The sequence below is a fragment of the Streptomyces hebeiensis genome (genome assembly GCF_052983195.1).
In genome coordinates this window covers 3,429,316-3,456,094 of sequence record NZ_CM129812.1, presented here as the reverse complement: position 1 = coordinate 3,456,094, position 26,779 = coordinate 3,429,316, and the positions used below count along the sequence as shown (strand labels likewise).

Genomic DNA, 26,779 nt, shown 5'->3' with positions numbered 1-26,779 from the left:
GGAGTTACCAGGCGTCCTCGATGTATTGCCCATCAGGCCGGGTACTTCGCCCGTCTCCTGGTGCGGCTGGCCCGTAATCGACGGGTCGACGTCGCGTGGGTGCTCCGTTTTCGTGCTCGGTCCGTGGGGCCTATGCGTTAACGGGTGATCCTCTCGGATGTCCACTGGTCTCGCGGGCCGTTGATTCCTTTGTACTCCTGAGCCCACTGATGCGAAAGCCCTGCCCGAACTTCTTTACTTTTAGGTTCAAACAGGAGAAACAGACCGGTCCGCGGGCTGCTCCCGATAACCGTCCCGGCAGGCGCTCTTGGTCTACGAGGCGGGCGCTGACGGTCGACGGCGGCTGGCGTACCAGACCAGGCCGGCGGTCGCGGCCGCCGCGCCCACCGCCGCCGCGGCGACCAGCGCAGGGCGGGGCGGCATGCTGAACGTGGGCAACCGCTGCTTGAGCCGGACGGGGCGATTGAAGACGAGAATCGGCCATTCCCGTGCGGTCGCCTCCCGGCGCAGCGCCCGGTCCGGGTTGACCGCGTGCGGGTGCCCCACCGTCTCGAGCATCGGGGTGTCGGTGATGGAGTCGCTGTACGCGTAGCAGCGGGAGAGGTCGTATCCCTCCGACTCGGCGAGCGCCTTGATCGCCTTGGCCTTGGTCGGTCCGTACGCGTAGTACTCGATCTCCCCGGTGAAGCAGCCGTCGGCGCCGACGACCATCCGTGTGGCCACGACCCGGTCGGCGCCGAGCAGCTCACCGATCGGCTCGACGACCTCCGCTCCCGAGGTGGATACGATCACCACGTCGCGGCCGGCGGTGTGGTGCTCCTCGATGAGGGACGCCGCCTCGTCGTAGATGATGGGGTCGATCAGGTCGTGCAGGGTCTCGGCGACGATCTCTCTGACCTGCTGCACGTTCCAGCCTTTGCAGAGGGCCGAGAGATACTCCCGCATCCGCTCCATCTGGTCGTGGTCGGCGCCGCCGGCGAGGAAGACGAACTGTGCATATGCGGTGCGCAGTACGGCGCGGCGGTTGATCAGGCCGCCTTGGTAGAACGACTTGCTGAAGGTCAAGGTCGATGACTTCGCAATGACCGTCTTGTCCAGGTCGAAGAAGGCTGCTGTGCGCGGCAAGGAGTGGTTTTCCACGGGGCCGAGCATATGCGCCCACCATTCGGCGTAAGGTGGGGCGCGTGGGTTTGCCTGAGAAGGCTCTCGGGTACACCATGGAAGTCACGGATCGTTCGCGACCGTGCTAACCGGGTCCGGCTCCTCCCCCCCCGAGTCGGCCCTGGGGACGACCCCCGCTCTCCCCCCCGGCGGGGGTCGTCGCATGTCCGGACGTGTTTTCCGGCCTCCAGACCCACTCTCCCCCCTTTCGCGCGCCGCGCGAGCCCGGCGGTTGTCGGCCCTCTACCCGTCACTGTGCGTAGTTGATGCGCTGCTCTCCGGGAGTCACCGGTATGAGCTACCGGGATATTCACAACCGGCCGGTTGTCCACAGTTTTCAAGCAAGATCCACACGATTTTCCGTTCTGCCGCACGGTGATTCCGGCCGGCGAAGTTCGCGGTAGCCGGAATCGCAGATACCGGATCACTCCGAGATCGCGCGAGAAGCACTCGCGCATCCCGGATCCGGACGGAGATAGGGGGGGCGGAGATCGTGGTGGGATCCATGACTTCCGATCGTTCACCGGGCGCCGAAGAACGGCGGACCGGACCGCTGATCGTCACCGAGGACGCGGAGCTGCTCGACGATCTGCTGAGGCTGTGTGCCGCCGCGGGTGCCGATCCGGAGGTGCACCACACGGTGCCCGAGCGGAAGGCGAGCTGGGAGGAGGCGCCGCTGGTGCTCGTCGGCGACGACGCCGCCGCCCGCTGCCGGGGCGCCGCCCGACGGAAGGGCGTGCTGCTGGTCGGGCGGGACCAGGACGATCCGGACGTGTGGCGGCGGGCGGTGGAGATCGGCGCCGAGTGCGTGCTGCGGCTCCCCGATGCGGAGAGCTGGCTCGTGGACCGGATCGCGGACGCGGCCGAGGGTGTGGGACGGCAGGCCGTCACGGTCGGTGTGATCGGTGGGCGGGGCGGCGCCGGAGCTTCCACGCTGGCCTGTGCCCTGGGGGTCACGGCGGCGCGAGCGGGCCGGCGGACGGTGCTCGTCGACGGTGATCCTCTGGGAGGCGGGCTCGATGTGCTGTTCGGAGGCGAGCGGGAGGCCGGTCGAAGATGGCCGGATTTCGCCGCCTCCAAGGGGCGGGTCGCGGGCGGTGCGCTGGAGGAGTCGCTGCCCCGTCTGCATGAGCTCCGCCTGCTGAGCTGGGATCGCGGCGATGCCGTGGTGGTGCGGCCGGAGGCCATGCGGTCGGTACTGGCCGCCGCCCGCCGAGGCGGTGGTGTGGTGGTCGTGGACCTTCCGCGCCGGGTGGACGAGGCCGTGGTGGAGGCCCTGGCGCAGTTGGACGTGGGGCTGCTGGTGGTGCCGGCCGAGCTGCGCGCCGTCGCGGCGGCGCGGCGGGTGGCCTCGACAGTGGGCATGGTGCTGCGCGACCTGCGGGTGGTGGTGCGCGGACCGTACGCGCCCGGGCTGGACAGCCGGTGGATCGCCGACGCGCTGCGGCTGCCGCTGGTGGGTGAACTGCCCCTGGAGCCAGGGCTGTTCGACGCCCGGGACCAGGGTGCGATGCCGCCGGGCGCCCGTGCGCGCGGGCCGCTGGCCGGGTTCTGTACGGCCTTTTGGGAGCGGGCCCTGGCCGGGGACGGGAGCGTGGTGTCATGAGCGCCGTGACGACGGGCGGCGGACTGCTCGACGCCGTACGGCAACGGCTCGCGGAGAGCGGGGCCGAGCCCACGCCGGCCCGGGTCGCGGCGGCGCTGCGCGCCCAGGGCCGGCTGCTCGGGGACACGGAAGTCCTGGGAGTGGCGGAGGAATTACGGTGCGAGCTGGTGGGGACGGGACCGCTGGAGCCGCTGCTCGCCGACCCGTCGGTGACGGACGTGCTGGTCTCCGCGCCCGACCAGGTGTGGGTGGACCGCGGCGGTGGCCTGGAGCCGACGTCCGTGTCGTTCGCGGACGCGGCCTCCGTGCGGCGGCTGGCGCAGCGGCTGGCCGCCGTGGCGGGGCGCCGGCTGGACGACGCCCGGCCCTGGGTGGACGCCCGGCTGCCCGACGGCACACGGATGCACGCGGTGTTGCCGCCGGTGGCGGTCGGCTCGACGTGTCTGTCGCTACGGGTGGTGCGGCCGAAGGCGTTCTCGCTGGCGGAGCTGACCGCGGCGGGGACCGTGCCGCCCGGTGGGGAACGGGTGCTGCGGGCGCTGATCGAGGCCCGGCTGTCCTATGTCATCAGCGGCGGGACGGGCACAGGCAAGACGACCCTGTTGTCGAGCCTTCTGGGGCTGGTCGGCGAGCGGGAACGGATCGTGCTCGCGGAGGACTCCGCGGAGCTGAGACCGGACCATCCCCATGTGGTGCGGCTGGAGGGCCGCCCGGCGAACCAGGAGGGCGCGGGCCTGGTGACGCTGCGGGACCTCGTCAGACAGGCGTTGCGGATGCGCCCGGACCGGTTGGTCGTCGGGGAGGTGCGCGGTGACGAGGTCACGGAGTTGCTGGCCGCCCTCAATACAGGGCATGAAGGTGGCTGCGGCACTCTGCACGCCAATACCGCGGCGGACGTCCCCGCCCGGCTGGAGGCACTGGGGACGGCGGCGGGGCTCGACCGGGCCGCGCTGCACAGCCAGCTCGCCGCGGCGCTGTCCGTGGTGATCCACCTCGTACGGGACCGTTCCGGGCGCCGGCGGATCGCCGAAGTGCATGTGCTGGAGCGGGACGACGCCGGGCTGGTGGTTCCGGTGCCCGCGCTGCGCTGGGGCGCGGAGGGGTTCGCGTACGAGCGGGGCTGGGCGCGGTTGCGGCGGCTGCTGGGCGAAACGCTGAGTGATGCGCTGTGACCGGGGGGTCGGTGGCGGCACTCGCGGGCGCGGCGGTGTGCGTCGTGGCCGCGGTGCGGCCGACGGTGTGCCAGGAACGCGGCCTGCGGCGGGCCCGGGCGCTGTTCGGGGATGCCGGCGTGGCGGGTGGCCCGGCGCCGGGCGGAGTGCCGGGGGCGTGTGCGCGGGAGCGGTGGAGGCGAAGGGCGCGCGGGTGGGCGCGTCGGGTGCCCGGTGTGTGGCTGTGTCTTCCGGTGGCGGTGGTTCTCGCCCTGCTGGGGAAGTCGGTGCTGCCGCTGATCGGTGGCGTGCTGGCGGTGCCGCTGGTGGGGCGGCGGCTGCGGTCCGGGCGGCGCCGTAAGGCGGAGGATCTGCGAGCCTCCCAGGTTCTTGCCCTGTGCGGTGCCATGGCGGGGGAGTTACGGGCCGGTCTTCAGCCCGCGAGTGCTCTGGCGGCCGCCGCGGGGTCCACCGGTGGCCTCGGTGGCGCGGAGGCCGCCGTCCTGGCCGCCGCCCGGTTCGGCGGGGACGTTCCCGGCGCGCTGCGACGGGCCGGGAGCGCTCCGGGGGCGGACGGTCTCGTGGGGCTGGCGGCCTGCTGGCGAGTGACGGTGGACGGCGGGGCCGGGCTGGGCGCCGGCCTGGACCGGCTGGAGGCGGTGTTGCGCGCGGAGCGAGACCAGAGAGAGGGGTTGCGAGCCCACTTGGCCGGCGCGTGGTCGACGGTCGTCGTGCTCGCGTTCCTTCCCGTGGTGGGGCTGGCGATGGGCTGGGCGATGGGGGCGGACCCCCTTCGGGTGCTGTTCCACACCCCCGCCGGTCTGGGCTGTTTGGTGGTGGGCGGACTGCTGGAGGGCGCGGGTCTGTGGTGGGCGGCCCGGATCGTACGGAAGGGGGAGACGGTGTGACGGGGGAGTTCATGCGCAGGCTGTGGATGGCCGCCGCTGTCCTGGCCGCCGTCGGCGGGCTGGGCTGTGCGGTGGTGGCCGGCAGGCGGGAACGACGGGTGAGGGGACGGCTCGCGGCGCTCCTCGGTGTGGAGCGGGCGCGGCGTGGCGGGGGCGGCACGTGGACGGGGATGCGGAGCCGAGCGCGTCGCTGGGGCCCGCCGCTGGGCGCGGTGGCCACCGGCTGGGTGCTGGTCGGCGGTGCGGCCGGGGTGCTGGTGGGCCTCGTGGCGGCGTACGCGCTCCGTGGGTGGCTGCGGACGAGGAAGCCCGAGGACCGCGCCCGGACGGACGAGATGACGCGGCGAATGCCGCTCGCGGCCGATCTGCTGGCCGCCTGCCTCGCGGTCGGGGCAGGACCGCGTCAGGCGGCGGAGGCGGTGGGGGAGTCGTTGGGCGGGCCCGTCGGTGACCGACTGGCACGGACGGCCGCCGAGTTGCGGCTCGGAGGCGAACCGGCCGCCGTATGGGGGAGGTTCGGGGAGATACCGGGCGCGGCCGGGCTGGCCCGCTGTCTGGAGCGGGCCGGGGCGACGGGAGCGCCGGCGGCGGAGCCGGTGTCCCGGTTGGCGGAGGGCCTTCGGGCCGAGCGGTCCCGACGGGCCCTCGCCCGGGCACAGCGGGCCCAGGTGCTGATCACCGCGCCGGTGGGGCTGTGCTTCCTGCCCGCCTTCCTGGCGGTGGGGGTGGCGCCGGTTGTCATCGGGCTGGCGAGTGGCCTGCTGGCAGGCGGCTGAGTGCCTGGCGGCGTGCCGCCGGACGAGCCGTGGCCGACAGGTTCGGCCGCGTTGGACCGGGATTTATGTGCGAACGATCAAACGACCCAACGGGGAGGCAGACATGCGGACGAGTACACGGCAGACGCACCGGATGCGGTGGGCACGGTGTGCGCGACACGAATGGCGGGCGCGCCGCACGCCGGGGGCGCGATGGGCCCCGGGGGCGGGACAGGCGCCCCGGACACGGCATGTCCCGGGCCTGCGGCGGATGCCACGGGAGTGGCTGCGCCGGGCACGGGCGGACGCGGGCATGAGCACGGCCGAGTACGCGGTGGGGACGATCGCCGCCTGCGCGCTGGCGGGGGTGCTCTACAAGGTGGCCACGAGCGGGCCGGTCGCCGCGGCGCTGGAATCGCTGATCGGGAAGGCGCTCAGTGCGCAGTTCTGAGACGGACCGGGATCCGCGCCGCCCCACCGGCCGGGCCGGCCGGCGGTGCGGTGCGGACGAAGGGTTCGTGACGGCCGAGGCGGCCGTGGCGGTACCGGTGCTGGTGGGGTTCACGCTGGCGCTGGTCTGGGCCCTGACGGCGGCCGCGGCGCAGATCCAGTGCGTGGACGCGGCCCGGGCCGGGGCCCGGGCGGCGGCCCGGTCCGAGCCCAGGGCCGTGGCGGAGACCGCCGCCCGGGCGGCGGCGCCGGACGGGGCCACGGTGACGGTCGAGCGCACGGACGGTCTGTGGCGGGTACGGGTGGACGCCAGAGCACCCGGGCCCGGCGCGCTGGGCCTGACGCTCTCGGCCGAGGCGGCAGCGTCGGCGGAGGACGGGCTGGAATCCGCGGCGGGGGAAGGCGCCGCGGGCGGGGCCCCGGCTCCGGACCCGGGGAGGTCGGCGTCATGAGGCGGGCGGCGAACCGCTCCATGGTCCGGAACCCGATCCGTCACCGGACCCGAAACCGAGTCCGTCTCCGTGTTCATCTCCGTGTTCATGACCGAATCCGGTACCCGGACCGGGGCTCCGCGACGGTGTGGGTGGCACTTGCGGCGGCCACGATGTGCGCGGTCTTCGCCGTCGCACTCGCCCTGGGGCAGGCGATCGTCGCCCGGCACCGGGTCGGCGCGGCCGCCGACCTGGCGGCACTCGCCGCCGCGGACCGCGCGCTGCTCGGCCCGGCGGCGGCCTGCCGGGAGGCCGCCGACGTGGCGGCCGCACAGGGGGCGGAGGTGGTGCGCTGTGCCGTGAGCGGCGAGACCGCGGAGGTGGCGGCCCGGGTGCGGGCCGGTCCGTACGGCCCGGAGGTCAGGGCACGGGCGGGGCCGGTGAGCCAGGGGCCGGTTCGTTCGGCGCCGGGGCCGACCTGAGCAACTCGGCCAGGAGGCGTACGGCTCCTCGCTTGTGCAAGGGGTCGTTGCCGTTGCCGCACTTGGGGGACTGGATGCAGGACGGGCAGCCGGCCTCGCACTCGCAGGAGGCGATGGCCTCGCGGGTCGCCGTGAGCCAGGCACGGGCCGTACGGAAGGCGCGCTCGGCGAAGCCCGCCCCGCCGGGGTGGCCGTCGTAGACGAAGACGGTGGGCAGCGAGGTGTCGGGATGGAGCGGTACGGACACGCCGCCGATGTCCCGGCGGTCGCAGGTGGCGAAGAGCGGGAGTATCCCGATGGAGGCGTGCTCGGCGGCGTGCAGCGCGCCGCCGAGCTGCTCCGGACCCACCCGGGCCCGGTCCAGCTGGTCCTCGGTGACCGTCCACCACACGGCCCGGGTGCGCAAGGTCCGCGGGGGCAGGTCGAGCTTGCTCTCGCCGAGCACCTCGCCGGTGATGAGCCGGCGGCGGAGGAAGGAGACGACCTGGTTGGTGACCTCGACGGAGCCGTAACACAGGCGTCCGTCGCCCCACGGGATCTCGGTGTCGGTTTCGAGGACGGAGATGGCGGTGGTGTCGCGGGCGGTGGTCGAGTACGGCGGGTCGGCCTGCTCGACCAGGGCGACCGAGTCGGCCAGGTCCAGCCGCTTCACCAGGTAGGTGCGGCCCTGGTGGAGGTGGACGGCTCCGTCGTGGACGGCGGTGTGGGCGGCCGGTTCGTCGACGGTGCCGAGCAGCCGGCCGGTCGCCGCCTCGACGATCTGGACCGGGCGCCCGCCCTCGCCCCGGATGTCGGTGAGGTCGGCGGCCCGTTCACGGCGGGTCCAGTACCAGCCGGCGGCGCGGCGCCGCAGCAGTCCCGCGGTCTCCAGCTGCGGGAGCAGGGCGGGTGCCTCGGGGCCGAAGAGGGTCAGGTCGTCGTCGGTGAGCGGGATTTCGGCCGCCGCCGCGCACAGGTGGGGCGCGAGGACGTAGGGGTTGTCCGGGTCGAGGACGGTGGACTCGACGGGCCGGCGGAACAGCGCTTCCGGGTGGTGGACGAGAAAGGTGTCCAGCGGGTCGTCCCGGGCGACCAGGATCGCCAGCGCTCCCTGCCCGGCGCGGCCGGCCCGGCCCGCCTGCTGCCAGAGGGAGGCGCGGGTGCCGGGGTAGCCGGTGATGAGGACCGCGTCCAGGCCGGAGACGTCGATGCCTAGTTCCAGGGCGGACGTGGCGGCGAGGCCGAGCAACTCGCCGGAGTGCAGGGCGTTCTCCAGGGCCCGGCGCTCTTCGGGGAGGTAGCCGCCCCGGTAGGCGGCGACCCGGCGGGGCAGTGAGCGGTCCACCTGGGCCAGGCGCTCCTGGGTGATCACGGAGATGAGTTCGGCGCCGCGCCGGGAGCGGACGAAGGCGACGGTACGGACGCCCTGGACGGTGAGGTCGGTGAGGAGGTCGGCGGTCTCGGCGGTGGCGGTACGGCGGACGGGGGCGCCCTTCTCGCCGTGGAGTTCGGTGAGAGGGGGCTCCCACAGGGCGAAGACCAGTTCGCCGCGGGGCGAGGCGTCGTCGGCCACCTCGTGCACGGGCAGACCGGTGAGCCGGCCGGCGGTCACGGCGGGCTCGGCGGCGGTGGCCGAGGCGAGAAGGAAGACCGGGTGCGCGCCGTAGCGGGCGCACACGCGGCGCAGCCGGCGCAGCACCTGGGCCACGTTCGACCCGAAGACGCCGCGGTAGGTGTGGCACTCGTCGATCACGACGTAGCGCAGGGAGCGCAGGAAGGAGGCCCAGCGCGGGTGGGAGGGCAGGATCCCGCGGTGCAGCATGTCCGGGTTGGTCAGCACGTAGGTGCCGTACTGCCGGATCCACTCGCGTTCCTCCACGGCGGTGTCCCCGTCGTAGACGGCGGGGCGTACGCGGTTGCCCAGCGGGGCGGCGAGGGCCCTGACCGAGCGGCACTGGTCGGCTGCCAATGCCTTGGTCGGGGCGAGGTAGAGGGCGGTCGTGCCCCGGCCGTTCGGGGCCTCGGAGCCGTCGAGGAGCGTGCTGAGGACGGGAGCGAGGTAGGCGAGGGACTTGCCGGAGGCGGTTCCGGTGGCGATGACGACGGATTCGCCGTCCAGGGCGCGCTCGGCGGCCTCGGCCTGGTGGGTCCACGGATGGTCGATCCCGGCCCGCTGAATGGCGTTGATCACTTCCGGCCGGATGCGATCGGGCCAGACTGCATGAGCCCCTTCTCGCGGGGGCAAGTGCTCCATATGGGTGATGCGTGTCGTACGGTCCGCCGCTGCGGCGAGCCGGTCGAGGATCTCACCTGGGGAGGGGCGGTCGTTCCCGTTCCCGGGGGGTCCACTGGGGCGCTGATTCCTGGCCATCGGCATCGAGTGTGTCACTGGCGTGACGGACAATGGGCCCAAGGCGTCGTGCATGACTGCTGGTAAGTGATTGAATGCCATCGCGGCTGGCGATACGTCCCCTGGCTCCGTCGGGGAGACCCGAGGGGCGACCGCTCGATAGCAAGGTGCTGGAGGATCCGTGGACCTGTCCCTGTCGACTCGCAATGTGTCCGGCCCTGGTGGCGACCGTACGGTCGTCGAGGTCGGTGGCGAGATTGATGTGTATACCGCGCCCAAGCTGCGCGAGCAGTTGGTCGAGTTGGTGAACGACGGCAGCTACCACCTGGTCGTCGACATGGAGGGCGTGGACTTCCTCGACTCGACCGGTCTCGGTGTGCTCGTGGGCGGCCTGAAGCGCGTGCGTGCGCACGAGGGCTCGCTGCGTCTGGTCTGCAACCAGGAGCGCATTCTCAAGATCTTCCGGATCACCGGCCTGACCAAGGTGTTCCCCATCCACACCACGGTCGACGAGGCCGTGGCCGCCACCGACTGAGGTACGGCCACAGCCTTCCGGAGGAGAGGGCAGAGGCGCCGGGCTCCGTGCCCGGTCGCCCCGCCCGTGAGTACGTACGCCCGTACGTTCGAGGGGGATCGCATGGCCACCGTTGAACTCCGCTTCAGCGCCCAGCCGGAGCACGTCAGGACGGCCCGCCTGGTGGCGGCTGCCGTGGCGCGCCGGGCGGGCGTCGACGAAGCTGTGTTGGACGAGGTCCGACTCGCGGTCGGTGAGGCATGCAGCCGAGCGGTCGGGCTGCACCGCAACCATGGCATCACCGCTCCGGTGAGAGTCGTGCTGACCGAGGAGGAGAAGACCTTCTCCATCGAGGTCGGCGACGGAGTGCTGCACGCCGGGGGCGGGGCCGGGGCGCCGGACGCGCCCGAGGGCGCGGGGCCGGGCGATCCCCACGAGGCCGATGCCGAGGGCGAGGACCAGATGGGGCTCGCCGTCATCAGCGGCCTCGTCGACGACGTGGAGGTGACCACGGACGACGACGGTGGCGTCATCCGGATGACATGGCCGACCACACCGGCCGTCGTATTGCCCTGATCGTCCCTGCCGCTCGGCCCTGATCGCTCGCCGTGCGCCCGGCAGGCTTCGCGTGCCCCGGACTGTTGCCTGTCCCGGACTGTTCGTGTCCCGGAATGTCCGTGCTCCGGCTGGTTCGCGGACGGTTCCGTACCCGAATGGTGGATTCAGTCCCGGGAAAAGACCCTGCTGAGCAGGGTCTTTTCTTTTTCCGGCCGACCGGCCGGGCGATGCTCCCATTCATTGATTAACGCGCTTATCGCATTACCCATTTCCAAGGTCGTTCCGGAAATCAAGGCCGATTTTTGATGTGGCGTGCTCTGTTTTGATCAGGTTTCCCTCCCTACAATCCGTCCATCTTGTACGCACGTCGAGCGTCAAGGAGGACGAATGGCGGGGCACGTTCACCCATACCTGTCCGAGCACTCCCCTTCTCTCGCGGCCGCGATACTCACCGACGACAACCGGATCATCGTGATCGTCGTCGCGGTCGTCGCACTGGCGGCGCTGTTCGTGGCTCAGCTGCTGGTACGCCAGGTCCTGGCGGCCGGCCAGGGCACCGATTCCATGAAACGGATCGCGGCCGCTGTACAGGAAGGCGCGAATGCCTATCTGGCCAGGCAGTTGCGCACCCTCGGAATTTTCGCGGTCGTGGTGTTCTTCCTGTTGCTGCTCCTGCCGGCCGACAACTGGTCGCAGCGCGCGGGCCGTTCGCTGTTCTTCCTGGTGGGCGCTCTTTTCTCGGCGGCCACCGGATACATCGGCATGCGGCTCGCCGTGCGCAGCAATGTGAGAGTCGCCGCTGCCGCGCGTGAGGCGACGCCCGCGCCGGGCGAACCGGAAAAGGACCTGGCGGTCGTTTCGCGCCGGGCCATGAAGATCGCATTCCGTACGGGGGGTGTGGTCGGGATGTTCACCGTGGGCCTCGGGCTGCTCGGCGCCTCCTGTGTGGTCCTCGTCTACACCGGCGACGCCCCCAAGGTCCTGGAGGGGTTCGGCCTCGGCGCCGCGCTGATCGCCATGTTCATGAGGGTCGGCGGCGGCATCTTCACCAAGGCCGCCGACGTCGGCGCGGACCTGGTCGGCAAGGTGGAACAGGGCATCCCCGAGGACGACCCCCGTAACGCCGCGACCATCGCCGACAACGTGGGGGACAACGTCGGCGACTGCGCCGGGATGGCCGCCGACCTCTTCGAGTCGTACGCCGTGACGCTCGTCGCCGCGCTCATCCTCGGCACGGCGGCGTTCGGGGACTCAGGGCTCGCCTTCCCGCTGATGGTGCCGGCCGTCGGCGTGATCACCGCGATGATCGGCATCTTCGCGGTGGCCCCGCGGCGCACCGACCGCAGCGGTATGAGCGCCATCAACCGGGCGTTCTTCATCTCCGCGGTGATCTCCCTCGCCCTGGTGGCGGCCGCGTCCTTCCTCTACCTGCCGTCCTCGTACGCCGACCTGGCCGGAGTCACCGACCCGGCGATCCTGGCCCACGGCGGCGACCCCAGGGTGCTGGCGCTCGTCGCGGTCGCCGTCGGCATCGTGCTCGCGGCTCTGATCCAGCAGCTGACCGGCTACTTCACCGAGACCGGCCGGCGCCCGGTCCGCGACATCGGCAAGTCGGCCCTGACCGGTCCGGCCACCGTCGTGCTCACCGGCATCGCGATCGGCCTGGAGTCCGCGGTCTACACCGCGCTGCTGATCGGGCTCGCGGTGTACGGGGCGTTCCTGCTCGGCGGCGCGTCGATCACACTGGCCCTGTTCGCGGTGGCCCTGGCCGGCACCGGGCTGCTGACCACCGTGGGCGTCATCGTCGCCATGGACACCTTCGGCCCGGTCTCGGACAACGCCCAGGGCATCGCCGAGATGTCCGGCGACGTGACGGGGGCCGGCGCCCAGGTGCTCACCGACCTCGATGCCGTCGGCAACACCACCAAGGCCATCACCAAGGGCATCGCGATCGCCACGGCGGTGCTGGCGGCGTCGGCGCTCTTCGGGTCGTACCGTGACGCCATCGCCACGGCCGTCGCGGACATCGGCGCCGGAGCCGGGGAGCTGACGCTCAGCCTGAACATCTCCCAGCCCAACAACCTGGTGGGCCTGGTCCTCGGCGCCGCGGTCGTCTTCCTCTTCTCCGGACTGGCGATCAACGCGGTGTCGCGGTCGGCGGGTTCGGTGGTCTACGAGGTGCGCAGGCAGTTCCGGGAGCGCCCGGGGATCATGGACTACAGCGAGCAGCCCGAGTACGGGCGTGTGGTCGACATCTGTACCAAGGACGCGCTGCGCGAACTGGCCACCCCGGGGCTGCTCGCCGTCCTCACCCCGATCGCCGTGGGCTTCTCGCTCGGGGTCGGGGCGCTCGGGGCGTTCCTGGCCGGCGCGATCGCCACCGGCGCGCTGATGGCCGTCTTCCTGGCCAACTCAGGAGGTGCCTGGGACAACGCCAAGAAGCTGGTCGAGGACGGCCGGCACGGCGGCAAGGGCAGCGACGCCCATGCGGCGACGGTGATCGGGGACACCGTCGGTGACCCGTTCAAGGACACGGCCGGCCCCGCCATCAACCCGTTGCTGAAGGTGATGAACCTGGTGGCGCTGCTCATCGCCCCGGCAGTCGTCAGGTTCAGCTACGGCAGCGACGCCAGCGCGGGCGTGCGCACGCTCGTGGCGGTGCTCGCCCTCGTCGTGATCGTCGGCGCGGTGTACGTCTCGAAGCGCCGCTCGGTGGCCGTGGGCGACGAGGACGGCGGAGGCGGAGCCGGGGACGGGAGCGAGAAGTCGCCCGATCCGGCGGTGGCCTCGTAGTCCGTGGCGTCATGGTCCCGCGGTGGGGCGGGGCGGAGGGCGTGGACCCCGCGTCGTCCGCCCGTCTCTCCGCAGGGCGCCGCCGCCGAGTTCGCACGCGGGCCGACGAGCTTCCGCACGGACCAGGTTGGCGAGTTCCCGCCGGTCCGGGTGGCCGGTCCGGGTGGCGAGTTCCCGCCGAGCCCGGTGGGTGAGCGTGAGGCGTCTCTCCCTTGGTGCAAATGGCTTCAATAGGGGTTATACGGAGCGAAGGGCGCGAGGTCGTCGCTCACTTGGCGTGTATGTTCCGGGGCCGAGAGCCTTGGAAGGGACCAAACCGGTGAACAAGAAGCTTGTGGCCGCACTGTCCGGCGGTGCGGTACTGCTGATGGCACTGTCCGGATGCGGCGGCGATGACAGCGAGACCAAGACGAACGACTGGGCCAAGAAGGTCTGCGACCAGGTCCAGCCCCAGCTGACGAAGATCGCGAACGCCAACACCTCCATCCAGCAGGCGACCTCGGACAGCAGCAAACCCGCCGATGTGCAGAAGACCGACTCAGCGGCCTTCCAGTCCATCTCCGACGCCTACAAGTCGCTGGGTACGGCCGTGAACGGCGCCGGCGCACCGCCCGTCGTGGACGGCGAGCAGACCCAGCAGGAGGCCGTCAAGGAGCTGAACGCGACCTCGGCGTCGTACGCGGGCCTCAAGCAGAAGGTCGACGCGCTCGACACCAAGGACCAGGCGAGCTTCGCGGACGGCCTCAAGGGCGTCGCGGACGAACTGGACAAGCTCAGCAAGAACGGCGACCAGGCCCTCCAGAAGCTCCAGTCCGGCGATGTCGGCAAGGCGATGGCGAAGCAGCCCGGCTGCCAGAAGCCGGCACCGTCGGGCGGCGGTGCCGCGGCACCGGCGGGCGAGTCGGCCTCGTAGCGCCCGGTACGAAAGCCGGCCCGGCGCACGGCGGGCCGGGCCGCGGAGCCGTTGTCAGTGGGAGCCGACACAATGGGCGGGTGAGTACGACCAGCCTTCCCGTGCCCGACCGCTCGCCCCGACTCCGCGCGGCCCTGCTCGCCGCCGAATTCACCGCCGACGGCCTGCTCGACCTGCTCGGCGCCCCCGCCTACGCCGCGCTGGCCCGCGGTGAGACAGTCCCCGCGCTGCGCGCCACCCGGGGCGGCACCCCGCTCGAGACGCTCGTACGGCTGTTCCTGCTCCAGCGCCCGGTCCCCGAGGACCGGGCGGCGGCTGTGCTCCCGCTGGACGAGGCGCTGGCGGACGGCTGGGTCGTACGGGACGACGGGGCGGGCCTCCGAGCCACGGTGGACGTCCGGCCGTACGGCGGGCCCGAGGGGGAGGACTGGTTCATCGTCTCCGACCTCGGCCGCTCCGTCGGCGGGGCCGGGGGCGCCGGTGGCCATGACGCGGGAGTGGTGCTCGGGGTCGGCGGTGCGTCCACGACCCTGGCCGGGATCACCGTCCGCACCCCCGTCGGATCGGCGCTCGATCTCGGCACCGGCTCCGGCATCCAGGCGCTGCACGCCACCCGGCACGCCACGCGGGTCACCGCAACGGATCTGAACCCGCGGGCGCTCGGCTTCACCCGGCTCACCCTGGCCCTCTCCGGCGCGCCCGCCGCCGAGCTGCGGGAGGGGTCGCTGTTCGAGCCGGTCGAGGGCGAGAGTTACGACCTGATCGTCTCCAATCCGCCGTTCGTCATCTCACCCGGCGCCCGGCTCACCTACCGGGACGGCGGGATGGGCGGGGACGATCTGTGCCGCACGCTCGTTCAGCAAGCGGGAGACCGGCTGAACGAGGGCGGGTTCGCCCAGTTCCTCGCCAACTGGCAGCACGTGGAGGGGGAGGAGTGGCAGGAGCGCGTCCGCTCCTGGGTGCCGCGCGGCTGTGACGCCTGGATCGTGCAGCGCGAGGTCCAGGACGTGGCGCAGTACGCGGAGCTGTGGCTGCGCGACAGCGGCGACCACCGGGACGGTCAGGGGGCGTACGAGGCGCGGTACGCGGCATGGCTGGACGAATTCGAGGCCCGGCGGACCAGGGCGGTCGGATTCGGGTGGATCACGCTCAGGAAAACGGGTGCGGAGCAGCCGTCGATCGTCGTGGAGGAGTGGCCGCACGCGGTCGAACAGCCGCTCGGCGAGACCGTGCGCGCACATTTCGACCGGCAGGACTTTCTGCGCGCGCACGACGACGCGGCGCTCCTTGCCGGTCACTTCGTGCTGGCACCGGAGGTCGTCCAGGAGCAGGTCGGGCTGCCGGGCGCGGAGGACCCCGAGCACGTGCTGCTGCGGCAGAACCGGGGAATGCGGCGGGCCACGAAGGTCGACACGGTCGGTGCCGGGTTCGCAGGGGTGTGCGACGGCGAGCTCAGCGCGGGGCGGATCCTGGACGCGATCGCACAGCTGATGGGGGAGGACCCGGTGGTGCTCCGGGACCGCACGCCGCAGGCGATCAGGACGCTGGTGGAGGAGGGCTTCCTGGAACCGGCACGGCGGTGACGACCGGCGTCGGCAGGGCACCGCCAACGGTAGGCGGTGGTTCACCCGGAGTTCGTGTCGCTGACGCTCCGGGGTGCCAGCCTCGGCCTTCTCAGGTCCGGGCGGCGCCCCACGGCGAGCGCCGGCACAGGGAAACGGGGTACGGCATGGAGAGCGGGCCGGCGGTCTTCGCGGGAGCGGTGTTCGTCCTGTTCGGGGCCGCGCTGCTGATATGGACCGCGGCCCGGGCCCGGCACGGCGCGCCGGTGGCCCTGGGCGTGCGCCCCGCCCCGGCCATCACCCTCGCGACACTCTCGGGCGTGGTCTTTCTCGTTCTCGGCGTGTGGTGCTTCGGTCGTATCTGATCCACGCGGCCGGGACTTCGATCCGGGCCGCGGAGCCGGAGCGGAATCCTCCGACCATGATCGTCCCGGTCCCGCGTTCCGCCCCGCCGTACGCGTCGGACCTGCGTCGGATCCCCGTGGCGGGCCGCGGGGCGGCCCTCTCCACGGCCCGTGGCGGAAGCCGTGCCGAGGCCCCGGAGCGGGCCCGTGGCCGGGGTCCGGGCGGCAGGAATGCCCGGAGTCGGGTTACCGTTCGAGTGGCCGTTGCGGTCTTTCGCCGTTTGACACGGGGGCGGGTTGTACCGTCACACTCCGCAGCGAAGCAGCGTCACCGCCGGGCCGTACCGGGCCCGACCGTGCCGCACTGATGTACCGAACGTACTGCCGAACGGGCCCATAGAGCGTCGACCGGAGAGAAGAGCGAAGTTGTCCCCGACCAGCGAGACCGCACATGGCGGCCGCCGACTCGTCATCGTGGAGTCGCCCGCCAAGGCGAAGACGATCAAGGGCTACCTCGGCCCTGGCTTTGTCGTCGAGGCGAGTGTCGGGCACATCCGCGACCTCCCGAACGGGGCCGCCGAGGTGCCGGAGAAGTACACCGGCGAGGTGCGCCGCCTCGGTGTGGACGTCGAGCATGACTTCCAGCCCGTCTACGTCGTCAACGCGGACAAGAAGGCCCAGGTCAGAAAGCTCAAGGAACTGCTGGCCGAATCCGACGAGCTCTACCTCGCCACCGATGAGGACCGCGAGGGCGAGGCCATCGCGTGGCACCTCCAGGAAGTCCTCAAGCCCAAGGTGCCCGTCCACCGGATGGTCTTCCACGAGATCACCAAGGACGCGATCCGGGCCGCCGTCGCCAACCCGCGTGAGCTGAACACGCGGATGGTCGAGGCCCAGGAGACCCGCCGCATCCTCGACCGCCTCTACGGCTACGAGGTGTCGCCGGTCCTGTGGAAGAAGGTCATGCGCGGCCTCTCGGCGGGCCGGGTCCAGTCCGTCGCGACCCGGCTCGTGGTCGAGCGGGAGCGCGAGCGCATCGCGTTCAGCTCGGCCGAGTACTGGGACCTGACGGGCACGTTCGCCACCGGCCGCGCCGGTGACTCCTCGGACCCGTCCTCGCTGGTGGCCCGACTGAACTCGGTCGACGGGCGACGGGTCGCCCAGGGCCGCGACTTCGGTCCCGACGGCCGGCTCAAGACCGACCAGGTGCTGCACCTCGACGAGGTGAACGCGCGGGCGCTCGCCGCCGCGCTGGCCGATTCCTCGTTCTCGGTGCGCTCGGTCGAGTCCAAGCCGTACCGCCGCGCCCCGTACGCCCCGTTCCGTACGACCACGCTCCAGCAGGAGGCCTCGCGCAAGCTGGGCTTCGGGGCGAAGGCCACCATGCAGGTCGCGCAGAAGCTGTACGAGAACGGCTTCATCACCTACATGCGTACGGACTCCACCGTCCTCTCCGACACCGCCGTCGCGGCGGCCAGGGCGCAGGTCACACAGCTCTACGGGGCGGCGTACCTGCCGGACAAGCCGCGTACGTACGCCGGGAAGGTCAAGAACGCGCAGGAGGCGCACGAGGCGATCCGGCCCTCGGGCGACCGGTTCCGCACGCCGGCGGAGACCGGGCTGACCGGCGACCAGTTCAGGCTCTACGAGCTGATCTGGAAGCGGACCGTGGCCTCCCAGATGAAGGACGCGGTCGGCAACAGCGTCACGGTGAAGATCGGCGGCCGGTCCGCCGACGGCCGGGACGTCGAGTTCTCCGCGTCCGGCAAGACGATCACCTTCCACGGCTTCATGAAGGCCTACGTGGAGGGCGCCGACGACCCGAACGCGGAGCTGGACGACCGCGAGCGCCGGCTGCCGCAGGTCGCCGAGGGCGACGGGCTGACCGCCGAGGAGATCTCGGTCGACGGCCACGCCACCAAGCCGCCGGCCCGTTACACCGAGGCGTCGCTGGTCAAGGAGCTGGAAGAGCGGGAGATCGGCCGCCCGTCCACCTATGCCTCGATCATCGGCACCATCCTCGACCGCGGCTACGTCTTCAAGAAGGGCACGGCACTCGTCCCGTCCTTCCTCTCCTTCGCCGTCGTCAACCTGCTGGAGCGGCACTTCGGCCGACTGGTCGACTACGACTTCACGGCCAAGATGGAGGACGACCTCGACCGCATCGCACAGGGTGAGGCCCAGGCGGTGCCGTGGCTGAAGCGGTTCTACTTCGGAGAGGCCGGCGACTCGGCGGGCGCGGGTGCCGCCTCGGACGCGGGGAACGGCGACGGAGATCACCTCGGCGGGCTGAAGGAGCTGGTCACGGACCTCGGCGCGATCGACGCGCGGGAGATCTCCTCGTTCCCCGTGGGCGACGGGATCATGCTGCGCGTCGGGCGGTACGGGCCGTACGTCGAGCGCGGCGAGAAGGACGCGGAAGGCCACCAGCGCGCGGACGTGCCGGAGGACCTGGCGCCCGACGAGCTGACGGTGGCGTACGCGGAGGAGCTGCTCGCCAAGCCGAGCGGCGACTTCGAGCTGGGGACGGATCCGGAGAGCGGTCACCCGATCGTGGCGAAGGACGGCCGTTACGGGCCGTACGTGACGGAGATCCTTCCGGACGGCACGCCGAAGACCGGCAAGAACGCGGTGAAGCCGCGCACGGCGTCGCTGTTCAAGTCGATGTCCCTGGACACGGTCACGCTCGAGGACGCGCTCAGGCTGATGTCGCTGCCCCGGGTCGTCGGCACGGACCCCGAGGGTGTCGAGATCACGGCACAGAACGGCCGTTACGGCCCGTACCTGAAGAAGGGCACGGACTCGCGGTCCCTGGAGCGCGAGGAGCAGCTGTTCAGCATCACGCTGGAGGAGGCCCTGGCGATCTACGCACAGCCGAAGCAGCGGGGGCGGGCCGCGGCCAAGCCGCCGCTGAAGGAGCTGGGCACGGACCCGGTGAGCGAGCGTCCGGTCGTGGTGAAGGACGGGCGTTTCGGGCCGTATGTGACGGACGGCGAGACGAACGCGACGCTGCGGACCGGCGACAGCGTCGAGGAGATCACGCCGGAGCGGGGCTACGAGCTGCTCGCCGAGAAGCGCGCCAAGGGGCCGGCGAAGAAGACCGCGAAGAAGGCGGCGAAGAAGGCTCCCGCGAAGAAGACGGCGGCGAAGAAGGCGACGGCGGCGAAGAAGACCGCCGCGAAGAAGACGACGGCCAAGACCGCGACGAAGAAGGCGGCCGCGACGAGCGCGGCCACGAAGAGCGCCGCCGCGAAAAGGGCCCCCTCGGACGGGTAACGGGCGGTCGTACGGCCAAACCCCTTGACCGTACGACCGTATGTTCGGACGTGGTCGTCGAGGAGACCGTGGGGCCCGATAGGCTGGGCGGATGACGCGAGCCGAGCAGCCAACGGTCGTGAGCCCCACCTCCGACTCCGACGCACTTGCCGCAGACTCACGAGAGCGCGCCGTACGGGCCCTGTTGCGCCTTCCTCCGCTCCGGCGGTTGTGGGGCGCCCAATTCGCCGGTGGTGTCGGCGACGTACTGGCGATTCTCGTGCTTCTGCTGCTGTCGTTGCAGGCGGCGATCGCCGAGGGCTCATTCGGTGCTGGATACCGGGGGGTGGCGTTCGCCGTCGCCGCTGTGTTCGGGGTGAGGATCCTCGCCACGCTGCTGTTCGGGGCGATCCTGCTCGGTCCGGTGTCGGCGTTGGTCGCTCCCGGCAGCGGGAAGGTCGGCGGTGCGGGGAAGCGCGGCCGCGGTGGCGCGGGAGCCCGCGCACGTACGGCGGGGGCGGAGGCCGGTGCCGGCGGTGCCGCCGGGGCCGACCAGGCGACCGCCGAGGGAGCCACCACCGACGAGAAGTCCGGTGGGGGGACCGGCAAGAAGCCGGGCAGGGCGGCGGGGGCGTCGGCCCTCCGGACCGGCGGCGCCGACCGGGACGGCGGCCCGCTGGACCGGCGCTGGACGATGATCGTCGCGGATGTGCTCCGGCTCGTCCTGCTGGTGATCGCACCGCTGTGGATCGAGTGGACCCCGGGCCGCGCCCTGCCCATCCTGCTCTCCACTGTCTTCGTCGTCGGGGTGGCCGAGCGTTTCTGGGCGGTCGCCCGGGAGAGCGCGGCGCCCGCGCTGCTGCCCGTTCCGCCGCTGGAGGGCGCGGTGGTGCGCCCGCTGCCCGACCACCTCGACGCGCTGCGCCGGCTCACACTGCGTACGACTTTCCTGGCCGTGCCGGCCGCCGCCCTGGCCCTGCTCGTGGCCACGCTGATCGGCAACCTTCTTGGCGCGGGCATCGCGTGGTTCACGGAGCACCAGGCGGCGCTCGGGTCGTACGTCGCCGCGGGACTGTTCGCCGCGTCGGTGTCCACGCTGTTCTTCCTCGAACTGCCCGACGGCAGGACGCCCCGCCCGAGGTCTCCGCTCGAAGGGCTGCGCCGCCCGACGGGCGGCGGGAGCGGTGACGCGTCCGACGCGTCCGACGCGTCCCAGCAGGGCGGCGCGCGTACGGGTGACAAGACGCGTACGGGTGACAAGGGGCGTACGGGCGCGGTGCCGCTGCTCGTCCTCGCCTGTGGTGCGGTGGCGGGCGCGGTCGCGGCCGCCGTGGGCGTCTTCGTGCTCCAGGCCAAGGACCTCGGCGGTGGCCCTGTCGCCTTCGCGCTGCTGGTTCTCGCCATGACCGGAGGCACGGGGCTCGGCATCCGGAGTGCGGCCAAGGTGCTGCCGGCGCTGTCCCGCAGGCGTCTCCTCGCGCTGGCGATCATGCTGACCGGCGTCGCGCTGCTGGTCATGGGGCTGGTGCCGGACCTGGCGACGGTGCTGTTCCTCGCACTGTTCGCGGGCTTCGCCGCCGGTGTCGTGGCGAATACCGGACACACGCTTCTCGACCAGGAGATCGAGGAGTACCGTCGACAGCGCGTAAGTGAACATTTGCATGCAGTTGTCAGGGTCTTCGTCGCGCTTGGTGTGGTCATCGCCCCCCTCGTCGCCGCGGCCATCGGCCCGCACCGCCTCGTCGGCGGCTCGTTCGTCTTCGCCCATGACGGCGCCGCGTTCACGCTGATGCTGGTCGGCGCGCTGCTGCTGCCCGTCGCGGCGGTCGTGCTGGCGAAAACGGACGACCGCTCCGGTGTGCCGTTGCGGCGCGATCTGCGGGACGCGCTGCTCGGTGGGGCCGACCCGGCCCAGGCCCCTGCCGCCACCGGCTTCTTCATCGCGGTCGAGGGCGGCGACGGTGCCGGGAAGACCACCCAGGTCGAAGCCCTCGCGGAGTGGATCCGTGCCAAGGGCCACGAGGTCGTGGTCACGCGCGAGCCGGGTGCCACCCCGGTCGGCAAGCGACTGCGCTCGATCCTGCTGGACGTGTCGAGCGCCGGTCTGTCGAACCGCGCGGAGGCACTGCTGTACGCGGCGGACCGTGCCGAGCATGTCGACTCGGTCGTACGGCCCGCCCTGGAGCGCGGCGCGATCGTGATCTCGGACCGCTACATCGACTCGTCCGTGGCGTACCAGGGCGCGGGCCGCGATCTCTCGCCGACCGAGATCGCCCGTATCTCGCGCTGGGCGACGGGTGGTCTCGTGCCGCATCTCACGGTGCTGCTCGACGTCTCCCCGGAGACCGCGCGGGAACGTTTCACGGAGGCCCCGGACCGGCTGGAGTCGGAGCCGGCGGAGTTCCACCAGCGCGTGCGGTCCGGCTTCCTCACGCTCGCGGCGGCGGACCCCACCCGCTACCTCGTCGTGGACGCGGGGCAGGAACCGGCCGCGGTCACCACCGTCGTACGGCACCGGCTCGACCAGATGCTGCCGCTCTCCGAGGCCGAGGTGAAGGCCCAGGAAGAGGCGCGGAAGGCGGCCATCGAGGAGGCCAGGCGCAGGGCGGAGGAAGAGGCGGCGCGCAAGGCCGAGGAGGAGCGGCTGGAGCGCGAGCGCCAGGCGCAGCTCGCCAAGCTCCGCGCCGAGGAGGAGGAGCGCAAGAGCCGCGAGCTGGAGGAGGCGCGGCAGCGCGAGGCCGCGCGGAAGGCCGAGGAGGCCAGGCAGCGGGCGGAGGAGGCGCGTCGGCAGGCCGAGGCGGAGCGCGAGCGGCGCGAGGCCGAGGAGCGGGCGTACGAGGCCGAGCAGGAGCGTCTGCGGAAGCAGGCCCAGGAGGAGGCCCGGCTGCGCGCGGAGGCCGCCGAGCGGCGCCGTGAGAAGCAGCGCAAGGCGGAGGAGGCGCTGCTGCGGGCGGAGGAGGCGCGCAGGCGCGAGGAGGAGTCGGCGGCCGAGACCACGCTGACCACCCCGATCGTCAGGCTGCCGGAGGCGGACGCCGGATCCCCGGATGGTTCGGCCGAGGGCTCCGCCACGCGTTCCTCCCGCGGCTCCGTGGCGCCGGACGACGTGACGCAGGAGGTTCCGGCCGTCCGCCCCGAGGAGGAGACGACGGCCCTTCCGCAGGCCCGGCCGCGTCCCTCTCACGGCTCGGGTGAGGACGAGGGCGGAGCCCGTGGGGGCGCGCGGGGCGCGGAGGAGGCGCGGGCTGCCGACGAGACCGCCGTGCTGCCGTCCGTACAGGGCGACGAGACCGCCGTGCTGCCGTCCGTACGGGGCGACGAGTCGGCGGCCGACCGGGTGCCGCGGGACTTCTTCCGCAAGGACGACGGACCGGAGCGGTCCGTGGAGCGGGAGAGCGAGCGGACCAGGGAACTGCCGCAGTTCGCGCCGGAGTCCGCTCCGGAGCGCGAGGCGGCGGACGAGCACGACCGTGCTTCCGAGCGCTCCCGCCGCCGTTCGGACTGGGCGGAGGAGACCCCGCTGGACGACCTGCCGACCTTGGCGGACGAACTGCTGGGACCGCGCGATGACGACGCCGCCGGGTCCGGCGGCGACGGCCGTGACCGCCGTGGTCAGGACGAGGAGAGCGACGGAGGGCGCCGCCGCCGTCGGTGACTGTCGGACCCCGGCCTCACAATGGAGTGCGAGACGACAAGGACCCGGGCGGCGTGCGCGCCCGGGTCCCGCACACGGCACGGAGGCGGTGACGGGCATGACCGTATGGGAGGACCTGGTCGGGCAGGACCGGGTGCGGACGGCGCTCGCAGCGGCCGCCCGGGACGCCGACGCGCTCGTGACGGCCGAGGCCTCCGGCGCGGCTCCGCCCGAGGCCTCGAAGATGACGCACGCCTGGCTGTTCACCGGGCCTCCGGGGGCGGGCCGGGCCACCGCGGCCCGCGCGTTCGCCGCCGCGCTCCAGTGCACGGGGCCCGACCGGGCGCTCGGCGGGGAGCCGGGGTGCGGATTCTGCGACGGCTGTCATACGAGCCTGATCGGTACGCACGCCGACGTCGAGGTCATCCGCACCGACCTGCTCTCCATCGGTGTCAAGGAGACCCGCGAGCTGGTGCGGCGGGCCCAGCTCTCCCCGGCCGTCGGGCGGTGGCAGGTCATCGTGATGGAGGACGCCGACCGGCTCACCGAGGGCGCCGGCAACGTCCTGCTGAAGGCGGTGGAGGAGCCCGCGCCCCGTACGGTCTGGCTGCTCTGCGCCCCCTCCCTGGAGGACGTGCTGCCGACGATCCGCTCCCGGTGCCGCCACCTCGTGCTGTCCACGCCGTCCGTGGCGGCGGTGGCGGACTTCCTGGTCCGGCGTGACGGGATCGAGCCGGAGGCCGCGCGGGCCGCGGCCCGCGCCACGCAGGGACACATCGACCGTGCCCGACGGCTCGCCACCGACGAACGGGCCCGCGCCCGCCGGGCGACCGTGCTCAAGATGCCGCTGCGGGTGGAGGAGATCGGTGGTTGCCTCAAGGCGGCCCAGGAACTGATCGACGCAGCGGCGGAGGACGCCAAGCAGGCATCCGAGACCGTGGACGCGAAGGAGACGGAGGACATGAAGGCGGCGCTCGGGGCCGCGGCCGGCGGCCGGATGCCCCGGGGGACGGCGGGAGCGATGAAGGAGCTGGCCGACCGCCAGAAGCGGCGTTCCACCCGTACCCAGCGGGACAGCCTCGACCTGGCCCTCAGCGATCTCACCGGCTTCTACCGCGACGTCCTGGCCCTCCAGCTCGGCTCGCGGGTCGCGCTCGCCAACGAGGACGTACGGGACGCGCTGGACCGGGTGGCCCGCGCCTCGACGCCGGAGCGGAGCCTGCGCCGGATAGAGGCGATCGGCGCCTGCCGCCAGGCGCTCGACCGCAACGTGGCGCCGCTGCTGGCGGTCGAGTCCATGGCGGTGTCGCTGCGGTCGGGCTGACCGGAGCGCGGCCCCACCCCCGAGGGCGCGGCGCGTGACCGGACCCGGACGCGGACCCCGAGTCGGACCGGACGCGCGGAGGGCGCGGAGGGCGCGACGTGTTCGTACGAGGGGCCTTACGAGCGCGGAGCGGGACCAGCGGGGCCCGAGACAGGCCCGGCGGACTCGCGACGTGATCATAGGGGAAGTCACTCGTCCGTGAGCTGTCGGCGTTGGGTGGCGGCTCGGCGGTTAGGCTCCGGGAATGGACACCAGGCGCCTGTCACGTTTCTCCGTCGCCGCCTTCCTGGCGGCCGGTCTGCTGATCTCCGGCTGCAGTCCGGACAGTTCCTCGCCAGAGGCGTCCCCCTCGGACTCGGCCACGGGATCCGGCGCGGGCCCGGCGTCCGTGGACCAGGCGGCACTGCGGAAGTTCTACGAGCAGAAGCTCCGCTGGCGCGAGTGCGGGACCGCCGGTTTCCAGTGCGCCGCGATGAAGGCCCCGCTCGACTACGCCAAGCCGGACGGGGCCGAGATCGACCTGGCCGTCGCCCGCAAGAAGGCCACCGGTCCCGGCAAGCGCCTCGGTTCCCTGCTGGTCAACCCGGGCGGCCCGGGCGGCTCTGCCATCGCCTACCTCCAGTCGTACGCGGGCATCGGCTACCCGGCGCCGGTGCGCGCCCAGTACGACATGGCCGCCATCGACCCGCGCGGCGTCGCCGGCAGCGAACCGGTCACATGCCTCAGCGGCAAGGAGATGGACGCCTACACCCAGGTCGACCAGACGCCGGACGACCAGGCGGAGACGAAGAAGCTGGCCGCGGCGTTCAAGACCTTCGCGGAGGGCTGCCAGAAGCGTTCGGGCACCGTCCTCCCGCATGTCTCCACGGTCGAGGCGGCCCGTGACATGGACATCTTCCGGGCCGCGCTGGGGGACGAGAAACTGTCGTACGTCGGGGCCTCGTACGGGACCTTCCTCGGCGCGACCTACGCGGAACTGTTCCCCCGGCGCACCGGCCGGCTCGTCCTCGACGGCGCGATGGACCCGTCCCTGCCGGCCGTCGAGCTCAATCGTGACCAGACCGCCGGTTTCGAGACCGCGTTCCAGTCCTTCGCCCGGGACTGTGTGAAGCAGGCGGACTGCCCCCTCGGCACGACGTCCGCGGCCGACGCCTCGAACCGCATGAAGGCGTTCTTCAAGACCCTGGACGCCAAGCCCGTGCCGGCCGGGGACGGGCGCCGCCTGGGCGAGTCCCTCGCCACGACCGGGGTGATCGCCGCGATGTACGACGAGTCGGCTTGGCCGCAGCTCCGCGAGGCCGTCGCCGGCGCCATGCGGGGCGACGGCGCCGCCCTGCTCGCCCTGGCCGACTCGTACTACGAGCGCGACAGCGAGGGCTCGTACGCCAATCTGATGTACGCCAACTCCGCCGTGAACTGTCTGGACCTCCCGCCCGCCTTCGACTCCCCGGAGGCGGTGACCAAGGCGCTCCCCTCCTTCGAGAAGGCGTCCCCGGTCTTCGGCACGGGCCTGGCCTGGGCCTCCCTGAACTGCGCCTACTGGCCCGCCAAGGCCACCGGCTCCCCCCACCGCATCGAGGCCGAGGGCGCCGCCCCGATCGTCGTCGTCGGCACCACCCGCGACCCGGCGACCCCGTACAAGTGGGCACAGTCCCTTGCCGCCCAGCTCTCCTCCGGCACCCTCCTCACCTACGACGGCGACGGCCACACCGCCTACGGCCGGGGCAGCGACTGCATCGACACGGCGATCAACACCTACCTCCTGGAGGGCACCCCGCCCGCCGACGGCAAGAAGTGCTCCTGACCTGCGACAACCGCTCCGGACCGGGCGTGTACGGAGCACCCCCGGAAACTGTGTAGACTTGGGCGCGCCGCAGATCGCACGATGGTGCGGCAGGCAAGCCGCCTTAGCTCAGTTGGCCAGAGCAACGCACTCGTAATGCGTAGGTCTCGGGTTCGAATCCCGAAGGCGGCTCTGTAGAAGCCCCAGGACTCACTCGCCGTGACCTGGGGCTTTTGCTATTTCCGGGGTCGTTAGGCGCATGCGGCGGCCGGGGCCCGAAACCCCGTGCGTGAGCGATGCGTGAGCGGAGGGGGGTTAGGCGCCCCACTTGGTCTCCGCCTTCCGCTAGAGGGGTACCAGCTTGGCGGTGGCCTCGGCGACGTTCTGGCCCCGGTCGAACACGTCTCGGCCGCTCCGAGTCGACAGCGTGGCGTGGGCCCACGAGACGCAGGTTCTGAATTGCGCTTGCACCGACCATGCCGTGCGGCGCCGTTTGCCGCCCCCAGCCAAGGTTCGGTGGCGAGTCTTGCGCGACCGGGTTCCGTCCGTCCGACAGGTTCCGCGGTGACCGGTACGATCCCGGGGACGGCCGCTGTGAGGGGCTTTCACGCGGGAAGCTCGGGGGGAGTCGACGTGGGGGACGGAGCCGCAGCGGGTTCGGAGTCTCTGCGCGCACTGCTCATGGGCGTCAGTCGCTTCGCTTCGTCCGTCGCGCCGAACGCGGAACCGGAACCGGGCCAGGGCTGGAGCGACTTGCCCTTCGTGCCAGAGGTGTTATCCAGGCTGGAGCAGGCCTACGGGAAGCTCTCGTATCAGGTGACTACTG

General features: G+C 72.3%; 19 protein-coding genes and 1 tRNA gene. 18 read left to right on the top strand and 2 right to left on the bottom strand.

Annotated elements, in window-relative coordinates:
* Window positions 1-312: 312 nt before the first annotated feature.
* On the bottom strand, window positions 313-1,152 hold the full coding sequence (locus ACU6P3_RS15105) for an HAD family hydrolase (protein ID WP_447197556.1): 840 nt from the start codon (window positions 1,150-1,152) through the stop codon (window positions 313-315).
* A 514-nt stretch (window positions 1,153-1,666) separates the two neighbouring features.
* Between ACU6P3_RS15105 and ssd the strand changes: the two genes are divergently transcribed.
* From ssd to ACU6P3_RS15070, 7 genes are all read left to right on the top strand, one after another.
* Window positions 1,667-2,767: a septum site-determining protein Ssd gene (ssd, locus tag ACU6P3_RS15100; RefSeq protein WP_447197555.1), complete on the top strand. Its 1,101-nt coding sequence runs from the start codon at window positions 1,667-1,669 to the stop codon at window positions 2,765-2,767.
* The gene (locus tag ACU6P3_RS15095; protein WP_447197554.1) at window positions 2,764-3,939 is read left to right on the top strand and encodes a TadA family conjugal transfer-associated ATPase; all 1,176 of its coding nucleotides are present in this window, start codon (window positions 2,764-2,766) and stop codon (window positions 3,937-3,939) included. Before ssd ends, ACU6P3_RS15095 begins: the two co-directional genes overlap by 4 nt.
* Window positions 3,936-4,826, top strand: coding sequence for a type II secretion system F family protein (locus ACU6P3_RS15090; RefSeq protein ID WP_447197553.1), 891 nt, complete (start codon window positions 3,936-3,938; stop codon window positions 4,824-4,826). Before ACU6P3_RS15095 ends, ACU6P3_RS15090 begins: the two co-directional genes overlap by 4 nt.
* Window positions 4,827-4,852: 26 nt before the next feature.
* Entirely contained in the window at window positions 4,853-5,602 is a 750-nt protein-coding gene (locus ACU6P3_RS15085; RefSeq protein WP_447197899.1) for a type II secretion system F family protein, read from the top strand.
* A gap of 292 nt (window positions 5,603-5,894) precedes the next feature.
* On the top strand, window positions 5,895-6,032 hold the full coding sequence (locus tag ACU6P3_RS15080) for a DUF4244 domain-containing protein (protein WP_234314865.1): 138 nt from the start codon (window positions 5,895-5,897) through the stop codon (window positions 6,030-6,032).
* Complete coding sequence (locus tag ACU6P3_RS15075) at window positions 6,019-6,483, top strand: TadE family type IV pilus minor pilin (protein ID WP_447197552.1); 465 nt, start codon at window positions 6,019-6,021, stop codon at window positions 6,481-6,483. Before ACU6P3_RS15080 ends, ACU6P3_RS15075 begins: the two co-directional genes overlap by 14 nt.
* Before the next feature lie 125 nt (window positions 6,484-6,608).
* Window positions 6,609-6,944, top strand: a complete 336-nt coding sequence (locus ACU6P3_RS15070; protein ID WP_447197551.1) for an Rv3654c family TadE-like protein — start codon at window positions 6,609-6,611, stop codon at window positions 6,942-6,944.
* On the opposite strand, the gene sftH is transcribed toward ACU6P3_RS15070, so the two are convergent.
* Window positions 6,883-9,375, bottom strand: a complete 2,493-nt coding sequence (gene sftH, locus ACU6P3_RS15065; protein WP_447197550.1) for a DNA 3'-5' helicase SftH — start codon at window positions 9,373-9,375, stop codon at window positions 6,883-6,885. The two genes, ACU6P3_RS15070 and sftH, sit on opposite strands and share 62 nt — an antisense overlap.
* Window positions 9,376-9,454: 79 nt before the next feature.
* Between sftH and ACU6P3_RS15060 the strand changes: the two genes are divergently transcribed.
* From ACU6P3_RS15060 to ACU6P3_RS15010, 11 genes are all read left to right on the top strand, one after another.
* Window positions 9,455-9,808 (top strand): STAS domain-containing protein, encoded by a 354-nt coding sequence (locus ACU6P3_RS15060; RefSeq protein ID WP_003967428.1) that lies wholly within the window; start codon window positions 9,455-9,457, stop codon window positions 9,806-9,808.
* 102 nt (window positions 9,809-9,910) lie between these two features.
* Window positions 9,911-10,363, top strand: a complete 453-nt coding sequence (locus ACU6P3_RS15055) for an ATP-binding protein (protein ID WP_447197549.1) — start codon at window positions 9,911-9,913, stop codon at window positions 10,361-10,363.
* Between the two features lie 369 nt (window positions 10,364-10,732).
* On the top strand, window positions 10,733-13,138 hold the full coding sequence (locus tag ACU6P3_RS15050; protein ID WP_447197548.1) for a sodium-translocating pyrophosphatase: 2,406 nt from the start codon (window positions 10,733-10,735) through the stop codon (window positions 13,136-13,138).
* Between the two features lie 319 nt (window positions 13,139-13,457).
* Window positions 13,458-14,051, top strand: a complete 594-nt coding sequence (locus ACU6P3_RS15045; protein ID WP_447197547.1) for a small secreted protein — start codon at window positions 13,458-13,460, stop codon at window positions 14,049-14,051.
* A gap of 80 nt (window positions 14,052-14,131) precedes the next feature.
* Window positions 14,132-15,634 carry a DUF7059 domain-containing protein gene (locus ACU6P3_RS15040; RefSeq protein WP_447197546.1) on the top strand — a complete coding sequence of 501 codons (1,503 nt, stop codon included), beginning with the start codon at window positions 14,132-14,134 and terminating at the stop codon, window positions 15,632-15,634.
* A gap of 146 nt (window positions 15,635-15,780) precedes the next feature.
* Complete coding sequence (locus ACU6P3_RS15035; RefSeq protein ID WP_447197545.1) at window positions 15,781-15,978, top strand: hypothetical protein; 198 nt, start codon at window positions 15,781-15,783, stop codon at window positions 15,976-15,978.
* A gap of 405 nt (window positions 15,979-16,383) precedes the next feature.
* On the top strand, window positions 16,384-19,233 hold the full coding sequence (topA, locus tag ACU6P3_RS15030) for a type I DNA topoisomerase (RefSeq protein ID WP_447197544.1): 2,850 nt from the start codon (window positions 16,384-16,386) through the stop codon (window positions 19,231-19,233).
* A gap of 91 nt (window positions 19,234-19,324) precedes the next feature.
* Entirely contained in the window at window positions 19,325-22,867 is a 3,543-nt protein-coding gene (gene tmk, locus ACU6P3_RS15025) for a dTMP kinase (RefSeq protein ID WP_447197543.1), read from the top strand.
* 97 nt (window positions 22,868-22,964) lie between these two features.
* Window positions 22,965-24,170, top strand: coding sequence for a DNA polymerase III subunit delta' (locus ACU6P3_RS15020; RefSeq protein WP_447197542.1), 1,206 nt, complete (start codon window positions 22,965-22,967; stop codon window positions 24,168-24,170).
* Window positions 24,171-24,414: 244 nt separating this feature from the next.
* Window positions 24,415-25,974, top strand: coding sequence for an alpha/beta hydrolase (locus ACU6P3_RS15015; protein WP_447197541.1), 1,560 nt, complete (start codon window positions 24,415-24,417; stop codon window positions 25,972-25,974).
* Window positions 25,975-26,071: 97 nt separating this feature from the next.
* Window positions 26,072-26,145, top strand: a tRNA-Thr gene (locus ACU6P3_RS15010).
* Window positions 26,146-26,779 lie beyond the last annotated feature (634 nt).

What these genes read in the sequence shown, in the direction of transcription:
- ACU6P3_RS15050 (WP_447197548.1), top strand. Translation starts at nt 10,733, where the DNA reads ATGGCGGGGCACGTTCACCCATACCTGTCCGAGCACTCCCCTTCTCTC.
- tmk (WP_447197543.1), top strand. Translation starts at nt 19,325, where the DNA reads ATGACGCGAGCCGAGCAGCCAACGGTCGTGAGCCCCACCTCCGACTCC.
- ACU6P3_RS15055 (WP_447197549.1), top strand. Translation starts at nt 9,911, where the DNA reads ATGGCCACCGTTGAACTCCGCTTCAGCGCCCAGCCGGAGCACGTCAGG.
- sftH (WP_447197550.1), bottom strand. Translation starts at nt 9,375, where the DNA reads ATGGCATTCAATCACTTACCAGCAGTCATGCACGACGCCTTGGGCCCA.
- ssd (WP_447197555.1), top strand. Translation starts at nt 1,667, where the DNA reads ATGACTTCCGATCGTTCACCGGGCGCCGAAGAACGGCGGACCGGACCG.
- ACU6P3_RS15095 (WP_447197554.1), top strand. Translation starts at nt 2,764, where the DNA reads ATGAGCGCCGTGACGACGGGCGGCGGACTGCTCGACGCCGTACGGCAA.
- ACU6P3_RS15020 (WP_447197542.1), top strand. Translation starts at nt 22,965, where the DNA reads ATGACCGTATGGGAGGACCTGGTCGGGCAGGACCGGGTGCGGACGGCG.
- ACU6P3_RS15085 (WP_447197899.1), top strand. Translation starts at nt 4,853, where the DNA reads ATGGCCGCCGCTGTCCTGGCCGCCGTCGGCGGGCTGGGCTGTGCGGTG.
- ACU6P3_RS15105 (WP_447197556.1), bottom strand. Translation starts at nt 1,152, where the DNA reads ATGCTCGGCCCCGTGGAAAACCACTCCTTGCCGCGCACAGCAGCCTTC.
- ACU6P3_RS15080 (WP_234314865.1), top strand. Translation starts at nt 5,895, where the DNA reads ATGAGCACGGCCGAGTACGCGGTGGGGACGATCGCCGCCTGCGCGCTG.
- ACU6P3_RS15035 (WP_447197545.1), top strand. Translation starts at nt 15,781, where the DNA reads ATGGAGAGCGGGCCGGCGGTCTTCGCGGGAGCGGTGTTCGTCCTGTTC.
- ACU6P3_RS15015 (WP_447197541.1), top strand. Translation starts at nt 24,415, where the DNA reads ATGGACACCAGGCGCCTGTCACGTTTCTCCGTCGCCGCCTTCCTGGCG.